At 67.7% G+C, this 16,204-nt stretch carries 18 protein-coding genes; 14 read left to right on the top strand and 4 right to left on the bottom strand.

Annotation, left to right across the window (positions count from 1 at the left end):
• Window positions 1-2: 2 nt before the first annotated feature.
• Complete coding sequence (locus tag KB874_RS11655) at window positions 3-644, top strand: hypothetical protein (protein WP_212536712.1); 642 nt, start codon at window positions 3-5, stop codon at window positions 642-644.
• On the opposite strand, the gene KB874_RS11650 is transcribed toward KB874_RS11655, so the two are convergent.
• Window positions 629-955 (bottom strand): AzlD domain-containing protein, encoded by a 327-nt coding sequence (locus KB874_RS11650; RefSeq protein ID WP_212536711.1) that lies wholly within the window; start codon window positions 953-955, stop codon window positions 629-631. The genes KB874_RS11655 and KB874_RS11650 overlap by 16 nt on opposite strands.
• Window positions 952-1,680, bottom strand: coding sequence for an AzlC family ABC transporter permease (locus KB874_RS11645; protein ID WP_212536710.1), 729 nt, complete (start codon window positions 1,678-1,680; stop codon window positions 952-954). The genes KB874_RS11650 and KB874_RS11645 overlap by 4 nt, the downstream gene beginning before the upstream one ends.
• Before the next feature lie 52 nt (window positions 1,681-1,732).
• On the opposite strand from KB874_RS11645, the gene KB874_RS11640 reads away from it, so the two are divergent.
• The 10 genes from KB874_RS11640 (at window position 1,733) to KB874_RS11595 (ending at window position 11,197) form a co-directional block, all read left to right on the top strand.
• Complete coding sequence (locus KB874_RS11640; RefSeq protein WP_212536709.1) at window positions 1,733-2,599, top strand: formate dehydrogenase accessory sulfurtransferase FdhD; 867 nt, start codon at window positions 1,733-1,735, stop codon at window positions 2,597-2,599.
• Window positions 2,596-3,012, top strand: a complete 417-nt coding sequence (locus tag KB874_RS11635) for a cytidine/deoxycytidylate deaminase family protein (protein WP_212536708.1) — start codon at window positions 2,596-2,598, stop codon at window positions 3,010-3,012. Before KB874_RS11640 ends, KB874_RS11635 begins: the two co-directional genes overlap by 4 nt.
• Window positions 3,009-3,635: a molybdenum cofactor guanylyltransferase MobA gene (gene mobA, locus KB874_RS11630; RefSeq protein ID WP_212536707.1), complete on the top strand. Its 627-nt coding sequence runs from the start codon at window positions 3,009-3,011 to the stop codon at window positions 3,633-3,635. The genes KB874_RS11635 and mobA overlap by 4 nt, the downstream gene beginning before the upstream one ends.
• On the top strand, window positions 3,632-4,123 hold the full coding sequence (gene mobB, locus KB874_RS11625) for a molybdopterin-guanine dinucleotide biosynthesis protein B (protein WP_212536706.1): 492 nt from the start codon (window positions 3,632-3,634) through the stop codon (window positions 4,121-4,123). The genes mobA and mobB overlap by 4 nt, the downstream gene beginning before the upstream one ends.
• A complete protein-coding gene (locus KB874_RS11620; protein WP_346346540.1) occupies window positions 4,120-4,968 on the top strand; it encodes a molybdopterin guanine dinucleotide synthesis in 849 nt (282 codons plus the stop codon). Before mobB ends, KB874_RS11620 begins: the two co-directional genes overlap by 4 nt.
• Window positions 4,959-6,218 (top strand): molybdopterin-binding protein, encoded by a 1,260-nt coding sequence (locus KB874_RS11615; protein ID WP_212536705.1) that lies wholly within the window; start codon window positions 4,959-4,961, stop codon window positions 6,216-6,218. Before KB874_RS11620 ends, KB874_RS11615 begins: the two co-directional genes overlap by 10 nt.
• A gap of 47 nt (window positions 6,219-6,265) precedes the next feature.
• Complete coding sequence (coaBC, locus tag KB874_RS11610) at window positions 6,266-7,459, top strand: bifunctional phosphopantothenoylcysteine decarboxylase/phosphopantothenate--cysteine ligase CoaBC (RefSeq protein WP_212536704.1); 1,194 nt, start codon at window positions 6,266-6,268, stop codon at window positions 7,457-7,459.
• 99 nt (window positions 7,460-7,558) lie between these two features.
• Window positions 7,559-8,011: a dUTP diphosphatase gene (dut, locus tag KB874_RS11605; RefSeq protein ID WP_428849247.1), complete on the top strand. Its 453-nt coding sequence runs from the start codon at window positions 7,559-7,561 to the stop codon at window positions 8,009-8,011.
• 1 nt (window position 8,012) lies between these two features.
• Window positions 8,013-9,080 (top strand): HesA/MoeB/ThiF family protein, encoded by a 1,068-nt coding sequence (locus KB874_RS11600; RefSeq protein ID WP_212536702.1) that lies wholly within the window; start codon window positions 8,013-8,015, stop codon window positions 9,078-9,080.
• Window positions 9,081-9,175: 95 nt separating this feature from the next.
• Window positions 9,176-11,197, top strand: coding sequence for a M3 family metallopeptidase (locus tag KB874_RS11595; protein ID WP_212536701.1), 2,022 nt, complete (start codon window positions 9,176-9,178; stop codon window positions 11,195-11,197).
• A gap of 51 nt (window positions 11,198-11,248) precedes the next feature.
• On the opposite strand, the gene KB874_RS11590 is transcribed toward KB874_RS11595, so the two are convergent.
• Window positions 11,249-12,238, bottom strand: a complete 990-nt coding sequence (locus KB874_RS11590) for a TraB/GumN family protein (protein WP_212536700.1) — start codon at window positions 12,236-12,238, stop codon at window positions 11,249-11,251.
• 51 nt (window positions 12,239-12,289) lie between these two features.
• Here KB874_RS11590 and KB874_RS11585 point away from each other — a divergent pair, with 51 nt between their 5' ends.
• A complete protein-coding gene (locus tag KB874_RS11585; RefSeq protein ID WP_212536699.1) occupies window positions 12,290-12,958 on the top strand; it encodes a DUF2161 domain-containing phosphodiesterase in 669 nt (222 codons plus the stop codon).
• Between the two features lie 25 nt (window positions 12,959-12,983).
• Here the strand turns inward: KB874_RS11585 and KB874_RS11580 are convergent, their stop codons facing one another.
• Complete coding sequence (locus KB874_RS11580) at window positions 12,984-13,907, bottom strand: DMT family transporter (protein ID WP_249200420.1); 924 nt, start codon at window positions 13,905-13,907, stop codon at window positions 12,984-12,986.
• Window positions 13,908-14,143: 236 nt separating this feature from the next.
• On the opposite strand from KB874_RS11580, the gene KB874_RS11575 reads away from it, so the two are divergent.
• Both KB874_RS11575 and groL read left to right on the top strand, forming a co-directional pair.
• Entirely contained in the window at window positions 14,144-14,455 is a 312-nt protein-coding gene (locus KB874_RS11575) for a co-chaperone GroES (RefSeq protein WP_212536698.1), read from the top strand.
• A 45-nt stretch (window positions 14,456-14,500) separates the two neighbouring features.
• Entirely contained in the window at window positions 14,501-16,138 is a 1,638-nt protein-coding gene (gene groL, locus KB874_RS11570) for a chaperonin GroEL (protein ID WP_212536697.1), read from the top strand.
• The last annotated feature ends 66 nt before the right edge of the window (window positions 16,139-16,204 follow it).

The following is a 16,204-nucleotide window of genomic DNA, read 5'->3' as shown; positions in this document are numbered from 1 at the left end:
GCATGCGTATTTTCGGCCTTGCCGCGGCGCTCGCCGTGGCCGTCGCCCTGTCCGGCTGTGCCGGCGGCCCTCAAAACGGCCCGGATTCGACCCCGGAAGAGGCCGCGGCAGCGACCTATCGCCATGACGGCCCGCCCGCGATCACGCTGTACACGATGATCAACAACCGGTCCGGATCGGGTGCGCATACCAGCATCATGGTCAACGGCTCGCAACGGGTGATCTTCGATCCGGCGGGAAGCGTCCGTTTTGCCGGCGTGCCAGAGATCGGCGACGTTCTCTACGGCGTGACGCCCACGATCGAGCGTTTCTACGAAAGCGCCCACGCGCGCGAGACCTACCACGTCCGCATCCAGCATATCGAGGTGCCCGCCGCGACCGCCGAACTGGCGTTGCGCCTGGTTCAGCAGAACGGCTCGGTGGCGCCCGCGGCCTGCACGACGGCGACCTCGGCGATCCTGCAACAACTGCCGGGCTTCGGCTCGATCAGCCGGGTGCTGTTCCCGAACAAGCTGGCCGATCAGTTCGCCACTCTTCCCGGTGTGACAGAGCGCAAGCTTTACGAGAACGACAGTGACGACAAGGCCATCGCCATCGCGGAACTGGAACAGCGGCTGCGAACCCGGGATCAGGCGGGCCAGTAGGCGCCCGCCAGCATCACCACCGCGCCAGTGCCCATGGCGGCAAAGACCGATTTCGTGACGGCGCCAACCGCCAGCGTGGCGATTGCCGCCACCAGTCGCAGCGGGTCGGTCTGTCCGCCGGTGGCGGGCGGCCAGACGACCAGCGGCGCCACCAGCGCGGGCAGGATTGCCACCGCCGTGTAGCGCAGGTGGCGCAGCATCCATTCCGGCAGGGCGCGGTCGCCGACCAGCCCCAGGAACAGAAAGCGCAGGCCGAAACTGCCCAGCCCAAGCCCGAAGATCACGATCCACAGGTCGCTATCGGCGATCATTTGCTCCGCTCCGTGAACAGGGGAAAGCCCAGCCCGCGCCGTTCCGCCTCGGCACCGGCGATCATGCCGCCCAAGCCCCCGATGATCAGTCCGAGATTGTAGGGCACAAAGGCGAAGGCCAGCGCCAGCACCGTCGAGACCAGCGCCGCGATGCGGTGCGCCGGCGTGCGCAGCGCCGGGCCGATCATGGCGAGAAAGGCGATGGGCAGGGCGAAATCCAGCCCCGCCTCGGGCGGGATCGCCGCGCCAGCCCAGGCGCCCGCGACCGTGGCGGCATACCAGGGCGGGCAGATCGGTGTCGCGATCCCCATGAAATAGGCCCAGCGTTCGGCCACGCTCATCCCGGGGCGTTTCTCGTATTCCAGAACCGATCCAGCATAGGTCTGGTCCACCAGGAAATACGCTGTCACCGCCCGCTTCCACATCGGCAGCGCGCCCAGGTAGGGGGTGAGCGAGGCGGAATACATCGCCAGCCGCAGGTTCACCGCCAGCGCCGAGATCAGCACGATCAGCACCGGCGCCTGTTCGGTCAGCAGCGACAGCGCGGTGAATTGCGCCGCCCCCGCGATCACCACGACCGAGAAGGACAGCGTCTCGAACACGCTGAGACCGGCCTCGGTCGCCACCACGCCGAAGAGCGTGGCGAATGGGATCACGATCAGCAGGAAGGGCAAACCGTCCCGCACGCCGCGTCGATAGCTTGACATCACGCTGCTGGACGCCATGACTTGCACTCCGATGGAAAAGCCCGACACCCCTAGCCAAGGCAGAGAGCGGATGCAATCGCCCTACCTGATCGCCCCAGACCCGGCAGCGCCCCGCCTGACCCGTGCGGTCGCGGGCACCGACCAGACCGGTGCCGCAGTCGAGATTTCCGTGGTCGAGGAACGCCCCCTGACGATCTACCTGAACAGCCAGGAGATCGTGACGGCGATGACCATCGGCGATTACCCGGAGTATCTCGCGCTCGGGTTCCTCAAGAACCAGGGCATGTTGCGTCCGGGTGAGGAGATCACCGGAGTCGACTATGACGAGGAGTTGGAGGTGGTCGTGGTGCGGACCGCCTCGCAGACCACCTACGAGGAGAAGGTCAAGAAGAAGACCCGGACCAGCGGTTGCGCCGTGGGGACCGTCTTTGGCGACATGATGGAGGGGCTCGAGGGGCTGACCCTGCCGGCGACGCCGGTGCGGACCTCGTGGCTTTACAGCCTTGCGCATGTCATCAACACCACGCCGTCGCTGTATCTCGAGGCCGGGGCGATCCACGGCACCGTGCTGTGTCAGCAGGATCGCCCGCTGGTCTACATGGAGGATGTGGGCCGTCACAACGCGGTGGACAAGATCGCCGGATGGATGCTGTCCGAGGGCGTCGGAGCCGATGACAAGATCCTGTATACCACCGGCCGGCTGACATCCGAGATGGTCATCAAGACGGCGCTGATGGGCATTCCGGTTCTGGCGTCGCGCTCGGGCTTCACCGCGTGGGGGGTGGAAATCGCTCGGCAGGTGGGGCTGACCTGCATCGGCCGGATGCGCGGCAAGCGGTTCGTCTGCCTGTCGGGCGAGGAACGGCTGGTGCGCGACGCCGATCCCGACAGCGTGGCCGACGAGGACCGCAAGCACCGAAGGAAAAGCGCCGAATGACCGCGCCCCTTCGCCTTGACCCCTCCCATGCCGAGGCCGTGGCCGAGGCCCGCCGCTTCATCGCGGCGCGGCACCGGGGCGACTGGCATTCGGTAGCCTCGGTGGTGCTGACGGCCTCGGGCGCGCGCTACATGGGCGTGAACCTCGACAGCACGTTGCCGCGTGCCTCGGTCTGCGCCGAACCCGTCGCGCTGGGCATGGCGATGGCCGCCGACCCGGACGACCGGGTGGTGTTCTGCGCCGCCGTGAACCGCCGCGGCGAGGTCATCCCGCCTTGCGGTCCCTGCCGCGAACTGATGCTAGATTACGCGCCGCATGCCTTGGTGGCTGTCCCGGGCGAGGGCGATTTCGTCACCATTCCCATGCGCGACCTGATGCCCACCGCCTACAAGCACGACCGGAGAAAGCCATGAGGCCGCTGGGCGTGATCCTCGCCGGCGGGCTGGCGACCCGGATGGGCGGCGGCGACAAGGCGCTGTTGCGCCTGAACGGCCGACCGCTGCTGTCCCATGTGACCGAGCGGCTGGCGCCGCAGGTTGGGGCGATGGCGCTGAACGCCAATGGTGATCCGGCGCGCTTTGCCACCTTCGGCCTGCCGGTGATCCCCGACAGCATCGGCGGCTTTCCGGGGCCGCTGGCGGGGGTCCTCGCGGGGCTCGACTGGGCGGCGGGGCAGGGGGCCGAGGCGATCGTCACCGTCGCGGGGGACACGCCTTTCTTTCCCGCAGACCTCGTGGCGCGCCTAGTCGAGGCGTCGCACGGACAGACGCACCCGCTGGTCCTCGCCGCCACCAAGGGTGAGGCAGAGACGCGCAGCAAATCCCGATCCGGGTTGATCCGGCATCCGACCTTCGGCCTCTGGCCAGTGGCGCTCCGCGACGACCTGCGCGCCGCGTTGGAGGGCGGGTTGCGCAAGGTCGTGCTCTGGACAGAGCCGCATGGCGGGCGCGAATGCGTGTTCCCGACCGATGCGTGTGATCCCTTCTTCAACGTGAACACGCCCGAGGATCTCGCCCGGGCGGAAGGAATGACATGAGAGTCTACGGCGTCACCGGCTGGAAGAACGCGGGCAAGACCGGGCTGATGGAACGGCTGGTACACGAGATCACCGGGCGGGGCTTCAGCGTGTCCACCGTCAAGCACGCGCATCACACCTTCGACGTGGATCATCCGGGCCGCGACTCCTATCGCCACCGCAGCGCAGGGGCGCGGCAGGTCATGCTGTCGTCGCGCAACCGCTGGGCGCTGATGACCGAACTGCGCGGTGGGGATGAGCCGCCCCTGTCCGAGCTGCTGACACGGCTCGACCCGGTCGACCTGGTGCTGATCGAGGGCTACAAGCGCGACACCCACCCCAAGGTCGAGGCCTGGCGCGCCGAAACCGGCAACCCGCTGATCGCGCCGGGCGATCCCACGATCCGGGCCGTGGCCTCGGACTCGCCGCTGGACCTGGACCGCCCGGTTTTCGATCTGAACGACACGAAGGCGGTGGCGGATTTCATCCTGCGCGAAGTGGGCCTGTGAGGGTTGACCGCTTTGTGATGGTCGATTGGTCGGGCGGCAACGACGCCGGCCCGCGCCCGCGCAAGGATGCGATCTGGATCGGCGAGGGGGATTCCGCCCGCTACATGCGCAACCGCATGCTGGCCGAGGCGGCGCTCTCTGACCGGATCGAGCAAGCGCTGATTGCGGGCGAACGGCTGCTGATCGGCTTCGACTTTCCCTTTGGCTATCCGGCGGGATTTGCCCGCGCGCTGACCGGCCGGGACGATCCGCTGGCAGTCTGGCGCTGGCTGGCCGGGCGGATCGAGGATGCGCCGAAAGAGAACAACCGCTTTGACGTGGCGGGCGATATCAACCGCGCGCTGGGCGCGGGGCGCGGGCCGTTCTGGGGCAACGGCCTCAAGCGGGATATCGGCGGCTTGCCGCGCACCAAGTCGGGCTATGCCAACCCATTTCCCGACCGACGCGCCTGCGAAGCGCGCGCCAAGGGTGCCTTCACTTGCTGGCAACTGGCAGGTGCCGGGGCGGTCGGTTCGCAGGTGCTGATGGGCCTGCCGGTGCTGGACCGGGTGCGCGCCGCCTTTCCCGACTGTATCGCGATCTGGCCCTTCGAGCCGCTCGACCGTCCCGTGACCTTCGTCGAAATCTGGCCATCGCTGGTCAACACGGCGGTGCGCGCGGCGACCGGGCCGGGCGATATCCGCGACGCGGTGCAGGTGCGGCTGATGGCAGGGGTGCTGGCGGGGCTTGATCCTGCGCGTCTCGCTGCCATGCTGGCAGTCGATGCCCCGGAAGAGGGATGGATCCTCGGGTTGGGCTTTGAGACGGACCTTCACAACTTGACCGGAGTGACGCTGTGCCGCTGAAACCGCCCCCGCTCAAGAACGACTGTTTCGCCCTGCCGCCCGGCGTTGACTGGACGCCGGTCGATCAGGCGCTGGCCATGCTGCGGGACCGCCTGCATCCGGTAGTGGGACAAGAGACAGTGCCGTTGCAGCAGGCGGCGGGTCGGGTTCTGGCCGCGGACGTGGTTGCGACCCGGTCGAACCCGCCGCAGCCGAACACGGCGGTCGACGGCTATGGCTTTGCCGCGTCCGCCACGGGCGAGGGCGACCAAGTATTGCCGCTGGTCGTGGGCCGTTCAGCGGCGGGCGTGCCGTTTGACGGCGTGGTGCCTGCCGGTCACGCTATCCGGGTCCTGACCGGCGCGGCCTTGCCCAAGGGCGTCGATACGGTCGTGCTGGACGAGGATTGCGCCGTGGGCGAGGGCGTCGTTGCCTTTCGCGGCCCGGTCAAGCCCGGCGCCAACACCCGCCGCGCCGGCGAGGACGTGGCAGAGGGCGATGTGGCGCTGCCCGCCGGCCGGATGCTGACGCCTGCCGATCTGGCGCTGGCCTCGGCGGTGGGGCTGGCGAAGTTGCCGGTTTACGAGAGGCTGCGTGTCGCGGTTCTGTCCACCGGCGACGAGGTGGTGGAACCGGGGGCAAAGGCCGGTCCGGGTCAGATCTTCGACGCCAACCGCCCGATGCTGCTGGCGATGATCGAGCGGTTCGGCTTTCAGGCCATCGACATGGGGCGCGTCCCCGACGACCGCGCGGCGCTGCGCGACCGGCTGGATCGGGCGGCCAGTGTGGCTCACCTGGTGCTGACCTCGGGTGGCGCCTCGGCCGGGGACGAGGATCACGTCTCGGCCCTGCTGCGCGAGGCGGGGGCGATGCAGGAATGGCGCATCGCGCTGAAACCCGGGCGGCCGCTGGCGCTGGGCCTCTGGCAGGGCGTGCCGGTTTTCGGCCTGCCGGGCAACCCGGTCGCGGCCTTTACCTGCACGCTGGTCTTCGCGCGGCCCGCCATGGGCGTCCTGTCGGGCAGCGGGTGGGCCGAACCTCTGGGGTTCACCGTTCCGGCCGCCTTCACCAAGCGCAAGAAGCCGGGCCGCCGCGAATACCTGCGCGCGCGCATCCGCGACGGGCGGGCCGAAGTGTTCCGTTCCGAAGGGTCGGGGCGGGTCTCGGGTCTCAGCTGGGCCGAAGGGCTGGTCGAGATCGGCGACGGCGCGGCGCAGATCGAGCCGGGCGACTTGGTGCGCTACATTCCCTTCGGCAGTTTCGGGTTGTAAGGCTTTCGCGTCGCGCCCATTCTGGCGCGCGAAAACGGGAGGCGGCGATGCTGGCGGGCAAGCGGATATTGCTGATCATCGGGGGCGGGATCGCGGCATACAAGGGCCTCGACCTGATCCGCCGCCTGCGCGAACGCGGCGCAAGCGTGACGCCGGTCCTGACGCGGGCAGCGACCGAGTTCGTGACACCGCTGAGCGTGTCGGCGCTGGCCGGGGAAAAGGTCTATACCGACCTCTTCGACCTGACCGACGAGGCCGAGATGGGCCATATCCAGCTGTCCCGCGTCGCCGACCTCGTGGTCGTGGCCCCGGCGACGGCCGACCTGATGGCCAAGATGGCGGGCGGCCATGCGAATGACCTCGCCTCGACCCTGCTGATGGCGACGGACACGCCCGTGATGATCGCGCCGGCGATGAACGTGCGGATGTGGGACCATCCCGCGACGCAGCGCAACCTCGCCACGCTGAAATTCGACGGGGTGCGCGTGGTCGGCCCCAACGAGGGCGACATGGCCTGCGGCGAATACGGGCCGGGCCGCATGGCCGAGCCGCTGGAGATCGTAGCGGCGATCAAGGCGGCGCTGACGGACGGGCCGTTGAAGGACAAGCGCGTGCTTGTCACGTCCGGCCCCACGCACGAACCCATCGACCCGGTGCGATACATTGCCAACCGGTCCTCCGGCGCGCAGGGCACGGCGATTGCCGAAAGCCTGCGCGACCTCGGCGCCGAGGTGATCTTTGTGACCGGCCCGGCCACGGCGGCGCGCCCTGACGGTGTGACCGTGGTCGAGGTGGAAACCGCGCGCGAGATGCGCGAGGCGGTGATGGCCTCGCTGCCGGTCGATGCCGGAGTCTTTGCCGCCGCCGTCGCGGACTGGCGGGTGGACGGCGCGGGCGCGTCGAAGATCAAGAAGGTCGCCGGCAAGTTGCCCAGCCTGTCCTTCGTCGAGAATCCCGACATCCTGGCCGAGGTCTCGCAACTGGCCGAGGGACGGCCCCAACTCGTCGTGGGCTTCGCCGCCGAGACGGATGACGTGGTGACCCATGCCACGGCGAAACGCGTGCGCAAGGGCTGTGACTGGATCGTGGCGAACGACGTGCGCCCCGAGACGGGCATCATGGGTGGGTCCGAGAACGCTGTGGTCCTGATCTCGGCGGACGGGGCAGAGGATTGGCCCCGCATGGGCAAGCGCGACGTGGCGCGCCGTCTGGCCGAGCGGATTGCGGCGGCGCTGCTATAGGCGCGGCCCGGAGAGCGCCCACCCGCCCACCCCGCCCTCCGGGGCCGCGCGGATCGGGTGGACGCAAAGGCGGAATTGTCGAAGGAAGAAACAGTCGTGATCGAGATCGCCTTTCAATGGGATGACGGTGCGGACCGCGCCCTGGGGCTGCCGGTCTATGCCACGGACGGCGCTGCGGGGGCCGACCTGCGCGCCAACCTGCCCGACCGGGGCCGGATCGTTCTGGAGCCGGGCGGACGCGCGCTGGTTCCCACCGGCCTGCGACTGGCGATCCCCGAGGGCTACGAGGTGCAAGTGCGGCCACGGTCCGGCCTTGCACTGAAACACGGGATCACGCTGCCCAACGCGCCCGGCACCATCGACAGCGACTATCGCGGACCGCTGGGGGTGATCGTGCTGAACGCCGGGGCCGAGCCCTTTGTCATTGTTCATGGCGACCGGATCGCGCAGATGGTTGTCGCGCCGGTATTGCGCGCCAGTTTCCACGAGGTTGAGGCGCTGCCGGATTCGGCGCGCGGTGACGGCGGGTTCGGATCGACGGGAAGGGACTGAGATGCTGCTTGTTCTGGGGCTGGTCGCCGCGATCTGGGGGCTGGGGCAGCTGATGGGCGTGCCCAAGGCGGCGCGCGGCTACATGATCGGACTGCTTTATGTCGTCATCCTGGCGGTGCACGTCGTGCTGCCCTTTGGCCACCCCTTGCGCGCGGCGACAGGCGGCAGCGCGGCGCTTTGGCTGATCCTGGGCGGCTTCGGCGCCCTGGGCCTGGCCTATGCACTGGTGCTGCGGCGGCTGCGCGGCCGGGCGCAGGCCAAGGAGGCTGCCGAGGCCCCCGCCCCGCGCCCCGGCAAGTTCCAGGATGGCGAGTTGGAGCGCTATGCGCGCCACATCGTCCTGCGCGAACTGGGCGGCCCGGGTCAGGCGCGGCTGAAACAGGCGAAGGTTCTGGTCATCGGGGCGGGGGGGCTTGGCTCTCCGGCGCTGCTCTATCTGGCGGCAGCGGGCGTCGGCACGGTGGGCGTGATCGACGACGACACGGTCGATACGGGCAACCTCCAACGGCAGGTCATCCACCAAGACGCGCGCATCGGCATGCCCAAGGTCTTTTCCGCCGAGGCGGCCATGAAGGCGCTGAACCCCTACATCACCGTGCGCCCTTACAAGCGGCGCCTGACCGAGGAAATCGCCGGGGGCCTGTTCGGCGATTACGACCTGGTCCTGGACGGCACCGACAATTTCACCGCGCGCTACCTGTCGAACCGGGTGGCGGTCGAGAAGGGCATGCCGCTGATCTCGGGCGCGCTGAGCCAGTGGGAAGGGCAGATCAGCGTCTTCGACCCTGCTCGCGGCGGGCCGTGTTACCAATGCGTCTTCCCCGAAGTTCCCGCGCCTGGTCTTGCGCCCTCCTGCGCCGAGGCGGGGGTTCTCGGGCCGCTGCCTGGCGTGATCGGGTCGATGATGGCGGTCGAGGCGGTCAAGCTGCTCGCCGATGCCGGCCAGCCGCTGCGGGGCGAGATGCTGATCTACGACGCGCTCTGGGGCGAGACGCGGAAGATCGCGCTGAAGCCGCGGGCGGATTGCCCGGTCTGCGCGGGCAAAGGGGCTCTGCCCCCGGCTGCCTGAGGCAGCCTCCCCCGGAGTTTGCCGGGCAAGATGAAGCGGCGATTGCGGAGTGCCGGGTGCCGGCCTACCTATTGTGCAACCAACAGGAGACCTGCATGACCAACCCGCTTCTCGCCCCCTGGGACACGCCCTTTGACCTGCCGCCCTTCACGGCGATTTCCGACGCTGATTTCGCGCCTGCCTTCGCCGAGGCGCTGGAGCTGCACCTGGCCGAGATCGACGGCATCGCGGACAACCCCGATGCGCCCACATTCGCCAACACGATCGAGGCGATGGAAGGCGCGGGCGAGGCGCTGGACAAGGTGCTGTCGGTCTTTTTCAACGTGGCGGGCGCCGACAGCAACGAGGCGCGCCAGGCGCTCCAGCGGGAGTTCTCGCCGAAACTCGCGGCGCATTCCTCGGCCATCTACTCGAATGAAACGCTTTTCGCGCGGGTCCGCGACCTGTGGGATCGAAAGGACGATCTGGACCTGACAGACGAGGAGGCGCGCGTTCTCTACCTGACGCATCGCGGTTTCGTCCGGGCTGGTGCGGCCTTGCAGGGCGACGCCGCGGAGCGGATGAAGGCGGTCAAGGAGCGGCTCGCCGTGCTGGGCACGCAGTTCACGCAGAACCTGCTCAAGGACGAATCTGACTGGATGATGCTGTTGTCGGAGGACGACCTCGCGGGCCTGCCGGATTTCGTCGTGGATGGCGCGCGGTCGGCCGGTGAGGCGGCGGGCAAGGACGGCCCGGTCATCACCCTGTCGCGCAGCCTGATCGTGCCCTTCCTGCAATTCAGCCCGCGCCGCGACCTGCGGGAAAAGGCCTGGCGAGCCTGGTCGATGCGGGGCGAGAATGGCGGCGAGACGGACAATCGCGGCATCGCGGCCGAGACTCTGAAACTGCGGGAAGAGCGGGCGAAACTGCTGGGCTACGAGGATTTCGCGCGCTTCAAGCTGGAAACCGAGATGGCGGGAACGCCGGACCGGGTGCGCGACCTGCTTATGCAGGTCTGGGAACCGGCCCGCGCCACCGCGACGAAGGACGCCGCCGAGATGGAGGCGATGCTGCGTGCCGACGGTCATGCCGGGCCGCTGGAGCCGTGGGACTGGCGCTACTACGCGGAGAAGCGGCGCAAGGCTTTGCACGATCTCGATGAGGCGGAACTGAAACCCTATCTCCAGCTCGACCGTATAATCGAGGCGTCTTTTGCCTGTGCCAACCGCCTGTTCGGGCTGGACTTCGCGCCGCTGGACGTGGCGCTGTACCACCCGGACGCGCGGGCGTGGGAGGTCACACGGGACGGCAAGCACCTGGCGGTTTTCATCGGGGATTACTTTGCCCGGTCGTCGAAACGGTCGGGCGCGTGGTGTTCCGCCTTCCGCAGCCAGGCCAGGCGGCCAGTGGAAAAGACGCCCGTCGTGGTCAATGTCTGCAACTTCGCCAAGCCGTCCAAAGGCAAGCCCGCGCTGCTGTCCTACGACGACGCGCGCACGCTGTTCCACGAGTTCGGCCATGCGCTGCACCAGATGCTGTCGGATGTCGAGTTCGGCAGCGTCTCGGGCACCAGCGTGGCGCGGGATTTCGTCGAATTGCCCTCGCAGCTCTATGAACACTGGCTGGAGGTGCCCGAGGTCCTGGCCGAATTCGCCACCCATGCCGAGACCGGAGAGCCGATGCCGCAGGCGCTGCTCGACAAGGTGCTGAAGGCCGCGACCTTCGACATGGGTTTCCAGACGGTGGAATATGTCGCCTCGGCGCTGGTGGACCTCGAATTTCATTCCGGCCCCGCGCCCGCCGACCCGATGCAGAAACAGGCCGAGGTGCTGGAGGGGCTTGGCATGCCGCGCGCCATCGCCATGCGGCACGCGACACCGCATTTTGCGCATGTCTTTGCCGGCGACGGCTATAGCAGCGGCTACTACAGCTACATGTGGTCAGAGGTGATGGATGCCGACGCCTTCGAGGCCTTCGAGGAGGCGGGTGGCGCGTTCGACCCGGCCACCGCCGAGAAGCTGGAGAAGTTCATCCTGTCGCGCGGCGGCTCGGAAGAGGCCGAGGCGCTGTACATGCAGTTCCGCGGCCGGATGCCGGGCGTCGAGGCGCTTCTGCGCGGGCGCGGCCTCGCGGCGTGAACGACTTGTCAAACGCGTCGGTCCCGGGTCTGACCCCGGGCCGACGCGCAGTCAGAATGCCAGCCGTTCCAGCGTGAAACCCTCGGCCTCCAGCAGGGCCAGAACCCCGTCCGGGCCGCTAAGATGTGCTGCGCCGAAGGCAGCGACCACCGGCCCATCGGCCTGATCCAGCGTGTCCAGGATCACCGGAATCCAGGCGCGGTTGCGACCGGCCAGCAGTGCGTCGTCCATCGCGGCGAAGATCGCGCGGTTCTCGGCGTCGTCGAGAATGCCGAAACGGGGGGCGAGCACCTCTGTTACCGCCCAGCTTTCGGCATGGGCCTCGTCGAAATAGCTGGCCAGCAGCGTTGCGAACAGGTCGTCCGCAGCACCTTCGGGAATCAGCGCGGCGCGCAGCATCGATACTTGCGTCTCGATCGGGGTTTCAGCGAAGGCATTGAAGGCCGTGTCGAAGGGTTCCAATGCGCGGGTCGGCACTTCTGCCGCGCCAGCCCGCGCCTCGATCCGCGAATCCAGTCCGCCGTCCTTGGCGCTGGCCAGGTCGATGCAGGTGGGCATGGACAGCAGCATGGCGACATACCAGGGCCGCATCTTGGCCGCCATGACAGGGGGCAGGCCACGGGCGCGCATCGCCTCGGCCAGCGCGTCCCAGTCATCGCCCATCAGGTCGGGCAAAGAGCTTTCGGTCAGGACCAGCAGTTCGGGCCGGGTGGCCAGGCTGGCTTGCAGTTGGGCTTCCTCGCGGTCGGTCACTTCCAGCAGCACCGCGTCCGCCTCGTCGATCAGCGGGTCGATCCGGTCCATGATCGCGTCGAACCGGGGATCGTCGAGATGCATCGTGCCGACGAGGTGCAGCACCGAGCCGTCCCGGGTGGCGCGCCAGTGGTTGCCGGCCGGAAACGGGCGCCCCTCGACCATTGTGGTCAGCATCCTGCGTTCGTCCGCGTTCAGGGTGGCGCGCAAGTCCTGCCCGGAACAGGCGGCGAGGGCGGGCAGGGTCAGGCCCAGCCAGATCAGAAGGGCGGTCAGCAGGCGGGTCATCTGTGCTCCGGTTCTTGTGCGCGGGCCATCCTCGCGGCAAAGCTGGCAGGCATGAGGCGGGAAAGCGAACTTTATGCGCCGGTCAAGGCCTTGTTGGAGTCGCAGGGCTACGAGGTCAAGGGCGAGGTCGGCGCGGCCGACCTGGTGGCGGTGCGCGGCGACGCGCCCCCGGTCATCGTGGAACTGAAGTTGCGCATCACGCTGTCGCTGTTCCACCAGGCCTGCGCGCGGTTGCGGATCACCGACCATGTCTATGTCGCGGTGGCGAAACCCACGGGGCGCACGGCGCGGCGGGCGGTCAAGGATAACCTGGCGCTGTGCCGGCGGCTGGGCCTGGGGTTCATCGTGGTCCTGGCGGATGGTCGGGTCGAGGTGATGTGCGATCCCGGTCCCTACATGCCCCGCAAAGACAAGACGCGGGCGGCGCGGCTGTTGCGCGAGTTCCAGCGTCTGCGTGGCGATCCGAACGAGGGCGGCGCGACGCGGCACGGGATCGTCACCGCCTACCGGCAGGATGCCTTGGCCTGTGCATTGCACCTTGCCGGGAAGGGTCCGTCACGCGGACGCGACGTGGCGCAGGCGACCGGCATCGCGCGGGCGACCACCCTGATGCGCGACAATCACTACGGCTGGTTCGAGAAGGTCTCGACCGGGGTCTACGCGCTGACCGAGGCGGGGCGGCTGGGACTGGCCGACTGGGATGGCAGCCTGCCGGGCTAGGCGCGAATCCCTGCGGGTCGTGCCTTCAGGCCCGGCCCTTCATGCGCAGTCTTTCGCGGTGCAGCGTGTACAGCCCCGAGGCGATGATGATCGCACAGCCCACGATCGTCCAGTGATCGGGCAGATCTCCGAAGGCGATGAAACCATAGATCGTGCCCCAGAGGATCAGCGAGTAATGCAGCGGAGCCAGCACCACCGCCTGCGCCATGTCCAGTGCGCGGATGACCAGGATCTCTCCCAGCGCGGCAGTCAGGGAAAGGCCCACGATCAACGCCCAGCTGCGTGCGTCGGGCGGGGCGATCCAGACAAAGGGCAGCGCGATGCTGAGCACGCCCGTCGCGGTCAGCGCGGTATAGGCCACCGTCGTCTCGATGCTGTCGGTGCCCGACAGCAGTCGCGACAGGACCTGTCGCGCTGCGAACAGCCCCGCCGCCGCCACCACCAGCAGGATCGCCGGGTGGAAAACGCCCAGCCCCGGCCGGATCACGATCAGCATCCCGACGAAGCCCACGACCACCGCGGCCCAGCGTCTCGGCCCCACCGGCTCGCGCAGAAGGACCGCGCCGGCGATGGTCAGCATGAAGGGCGCGACAAAGGACACGGCCACGGCGCTGGCCAGCGGCACATGCTTGACCGCCGTTACGAAGAGAAAGGCCGACCCTGCGGCGGCAAGCCCCCGCACGATTTGCGGACCGGGCCGGTGTGCGCGCAGGATATGCGTACCGCGCCAGGCCAGCAGAACGATCACCCCCAGCGTCAGCCCGGCCGAGCGCAACCAGACGATCTGGAGCGGGTGGAACGTGTCGGTCAGCAGCTTGGCTTGAACGTCACCGCTGGCGAACAGGAAGAAGCCCATCAGCATCAGCCCGATGCCCTTCACGTTCTGGGCGTTCTGCGCCGCAGGGTCGGGCTCCGCATGGCGGATCGGGGTGGCGGGCTGAAGCGGCATGGGCGGGGGTCCTGTGCGAAAGGCACGCGGCGACGCTATCGCGGCCCGCGCATGATGGAAAGCGCGCAAAGCGCCTGCGGTTCCCCGGCCGGCGCTGATTTTCTGCAAGCCCTGTGTTGACACGACTCGCGCCCGTCCCTAATTAGCGACCGTTAGCACTCGACGCGGATGAGTGCTAACGGGGTTCGCCCATAAGGGGGATCTCAAGGATAAACTTTGAGCTAGGAGACTCGAAGATGGCATTCAAACCGCTTCATGACCGCGTGCTGGTCCGTCGCGTGAAGAGCGACGAGAAGACGGCTGGTGGGCTGATCATTCCGGACAGCGCCAAGGAAAAGCCGGCTGAAGGCGTGGTTGTCGCGTGTGGCGAAGGTGCACGCAAGGACAGCGGCGAACTGATCGCGATGGCGGTCAGCGAAGGCGACCGCATCCTGTTCGGCAAGTGGTCGGGCACCGAGGTTTCGGTCGGCGGCGAAGAGCTGCTGATCATGAAGGAAAGCGACATCCTCGGCATCATCACGGACGACGCAGCCGCAAAGGCCGCGTGAACCCGTCCTGACAGCCTGAACGAACTTCTGAAAGGAACATAGGAAATGGCCGCTAAAGACGTGAAATTCGACACCGAAGCCCGCACCAAGATGCTGCGCGGCGTTAACATCCTGGCCGACGCGGTCAAGGTGACGCTGGGCCCCAAGGGCCGCAACGTGGTGCTGGACAAGTCCTTCGGCGCTCCGCGCATCACCAAGGATGGTGTGTCGGTCGCCAAGGAAATCGAACTGGAAGACAAGTTCGAGAACATGGGCGCGCAGATGGTGAAAGAAGTCGCCTCGCGCACCAATGACGAGGCCGGCGACGGCACCACCACCGCGACGGTTCTGGCCCAGGCCATCGTCAAGGAAGGCATGAAGGCGGTTGCCGCCGGCATGAACCCGATGGACCTCAAGCGGGGCATTGACCTCGCAACCTCCAAGGTCGTCCAGGCCATCAAGGACGCCGCCCGCACCGTCGAGAACTCGGACGAAGTTGCGCAGGTCGGCACCATCTCGGCCAACGGCGAAGCTGAAATCGGCCGCCAGATCGCCGACGCGATGCAGAAAGTCGGCAACGAGGGCGTCATCACCGTCGAAGAGAATAAGGGCCTCGAGACCGAGACCGACGTTGTCGAGGGCATGCAGTTCGACCGTGGCTACCTGTCGCCGTACTTCGTGACCAACGCCGACAAGATGGTCGCCGAGCTGGAAGACGCCATCATCCTGCTGCACGAGAAGAAGCTCTCGTCGCTGCAGCCGATGGTTCCGCTGCTCGAGCAGGTGATCCAGTCGCAGAAGCCGCTGCTGATCATCGCCGAGGACGTGGAAGGCGAAGCGCTGGCGACCCTCGTGGTCAACAAGCTGCGTGGCGGACTCAAGATCGCTGCCGTCAAGGCACCGGGCTTTGGCGATCGCCGCAAGGCCATGCTGCAGGACATCGCGATACTGACCGGCGGCCAGGTCATCTCCGAAGACCTTGGCATGAAGCTTGAGAACGTGACCATCGACATGCTTGGCTCGGCCAAGAAGGTCACGATCACCAAGGACGAGACCACGATCGTCGATGGTGCCGGCGAAAAGGCCGAGATCCAGGCGCGCGTCGCCCAGATCCGCAACCAGATCGAGGAAACCACCTCTGACTACGACCGTGAGAAGCTGCAGGAGCGCGTTGCCAAGCTGGCAGGCGGTGTTGCCGTTATCCGCGTCGGCGGCATGACCGAAGTCGAAGTCAAAGAGCGCAAGGACCGCGTTGATGACGCTCTGAACGCGACCCGCGCAGCGGTGCAGGAAGGCATCGTCGTCGGCGGCGGCGTGGCCCTGGTGCAGGGTGCCAAGAAGCTCGAAGGTCTGACCGGCGTGAACAGCGACCAGAACGCGGGTATCGCCATCGTGCGCCGCGCCCTGGAAGCTCCGCTTCGCCAGATCGCCGAGAACGCCGGTGTGGACGGTTCGGTCGTGGCGGGCAAGATCCGCGAATCGAACGATCCGAAGTTCGGCTACAATGCGCAGACCGATGAATATGGCGACATGTTCAAGTTCGGGGTCATCGACCCGGCAAAGGTTGTCCGCACCGCGCTGGAAGACGCAGCCTCGATCGCAGGCCTGCTGATCACCACCGAAGCGATGGTGGCCGACAAGCCGCAGAAGGAAAACGCCGGCGGCGGCATGCCCGACATGGGCGGCATGGGCGGCATGATGTAAGACGGCCTTCCTTCGGGAAGACCGGTCGCTCTGCGATCGAAGGGGCGCCTCCGTGGCGCCCCTTTT

This window comes from Thetidibacter halocola (genome assembly GCF_018224955.1).
Lineage (GTDB): Bacteria > Pseudomonadota > Alphaproteobacteria > Rhodobacterales > Rhodobacteraceae > Thetidibacter > Thetidibacter halocola.
This window is presented reverse-complemented; position numbering and strand designations above follow the sequence as displayed.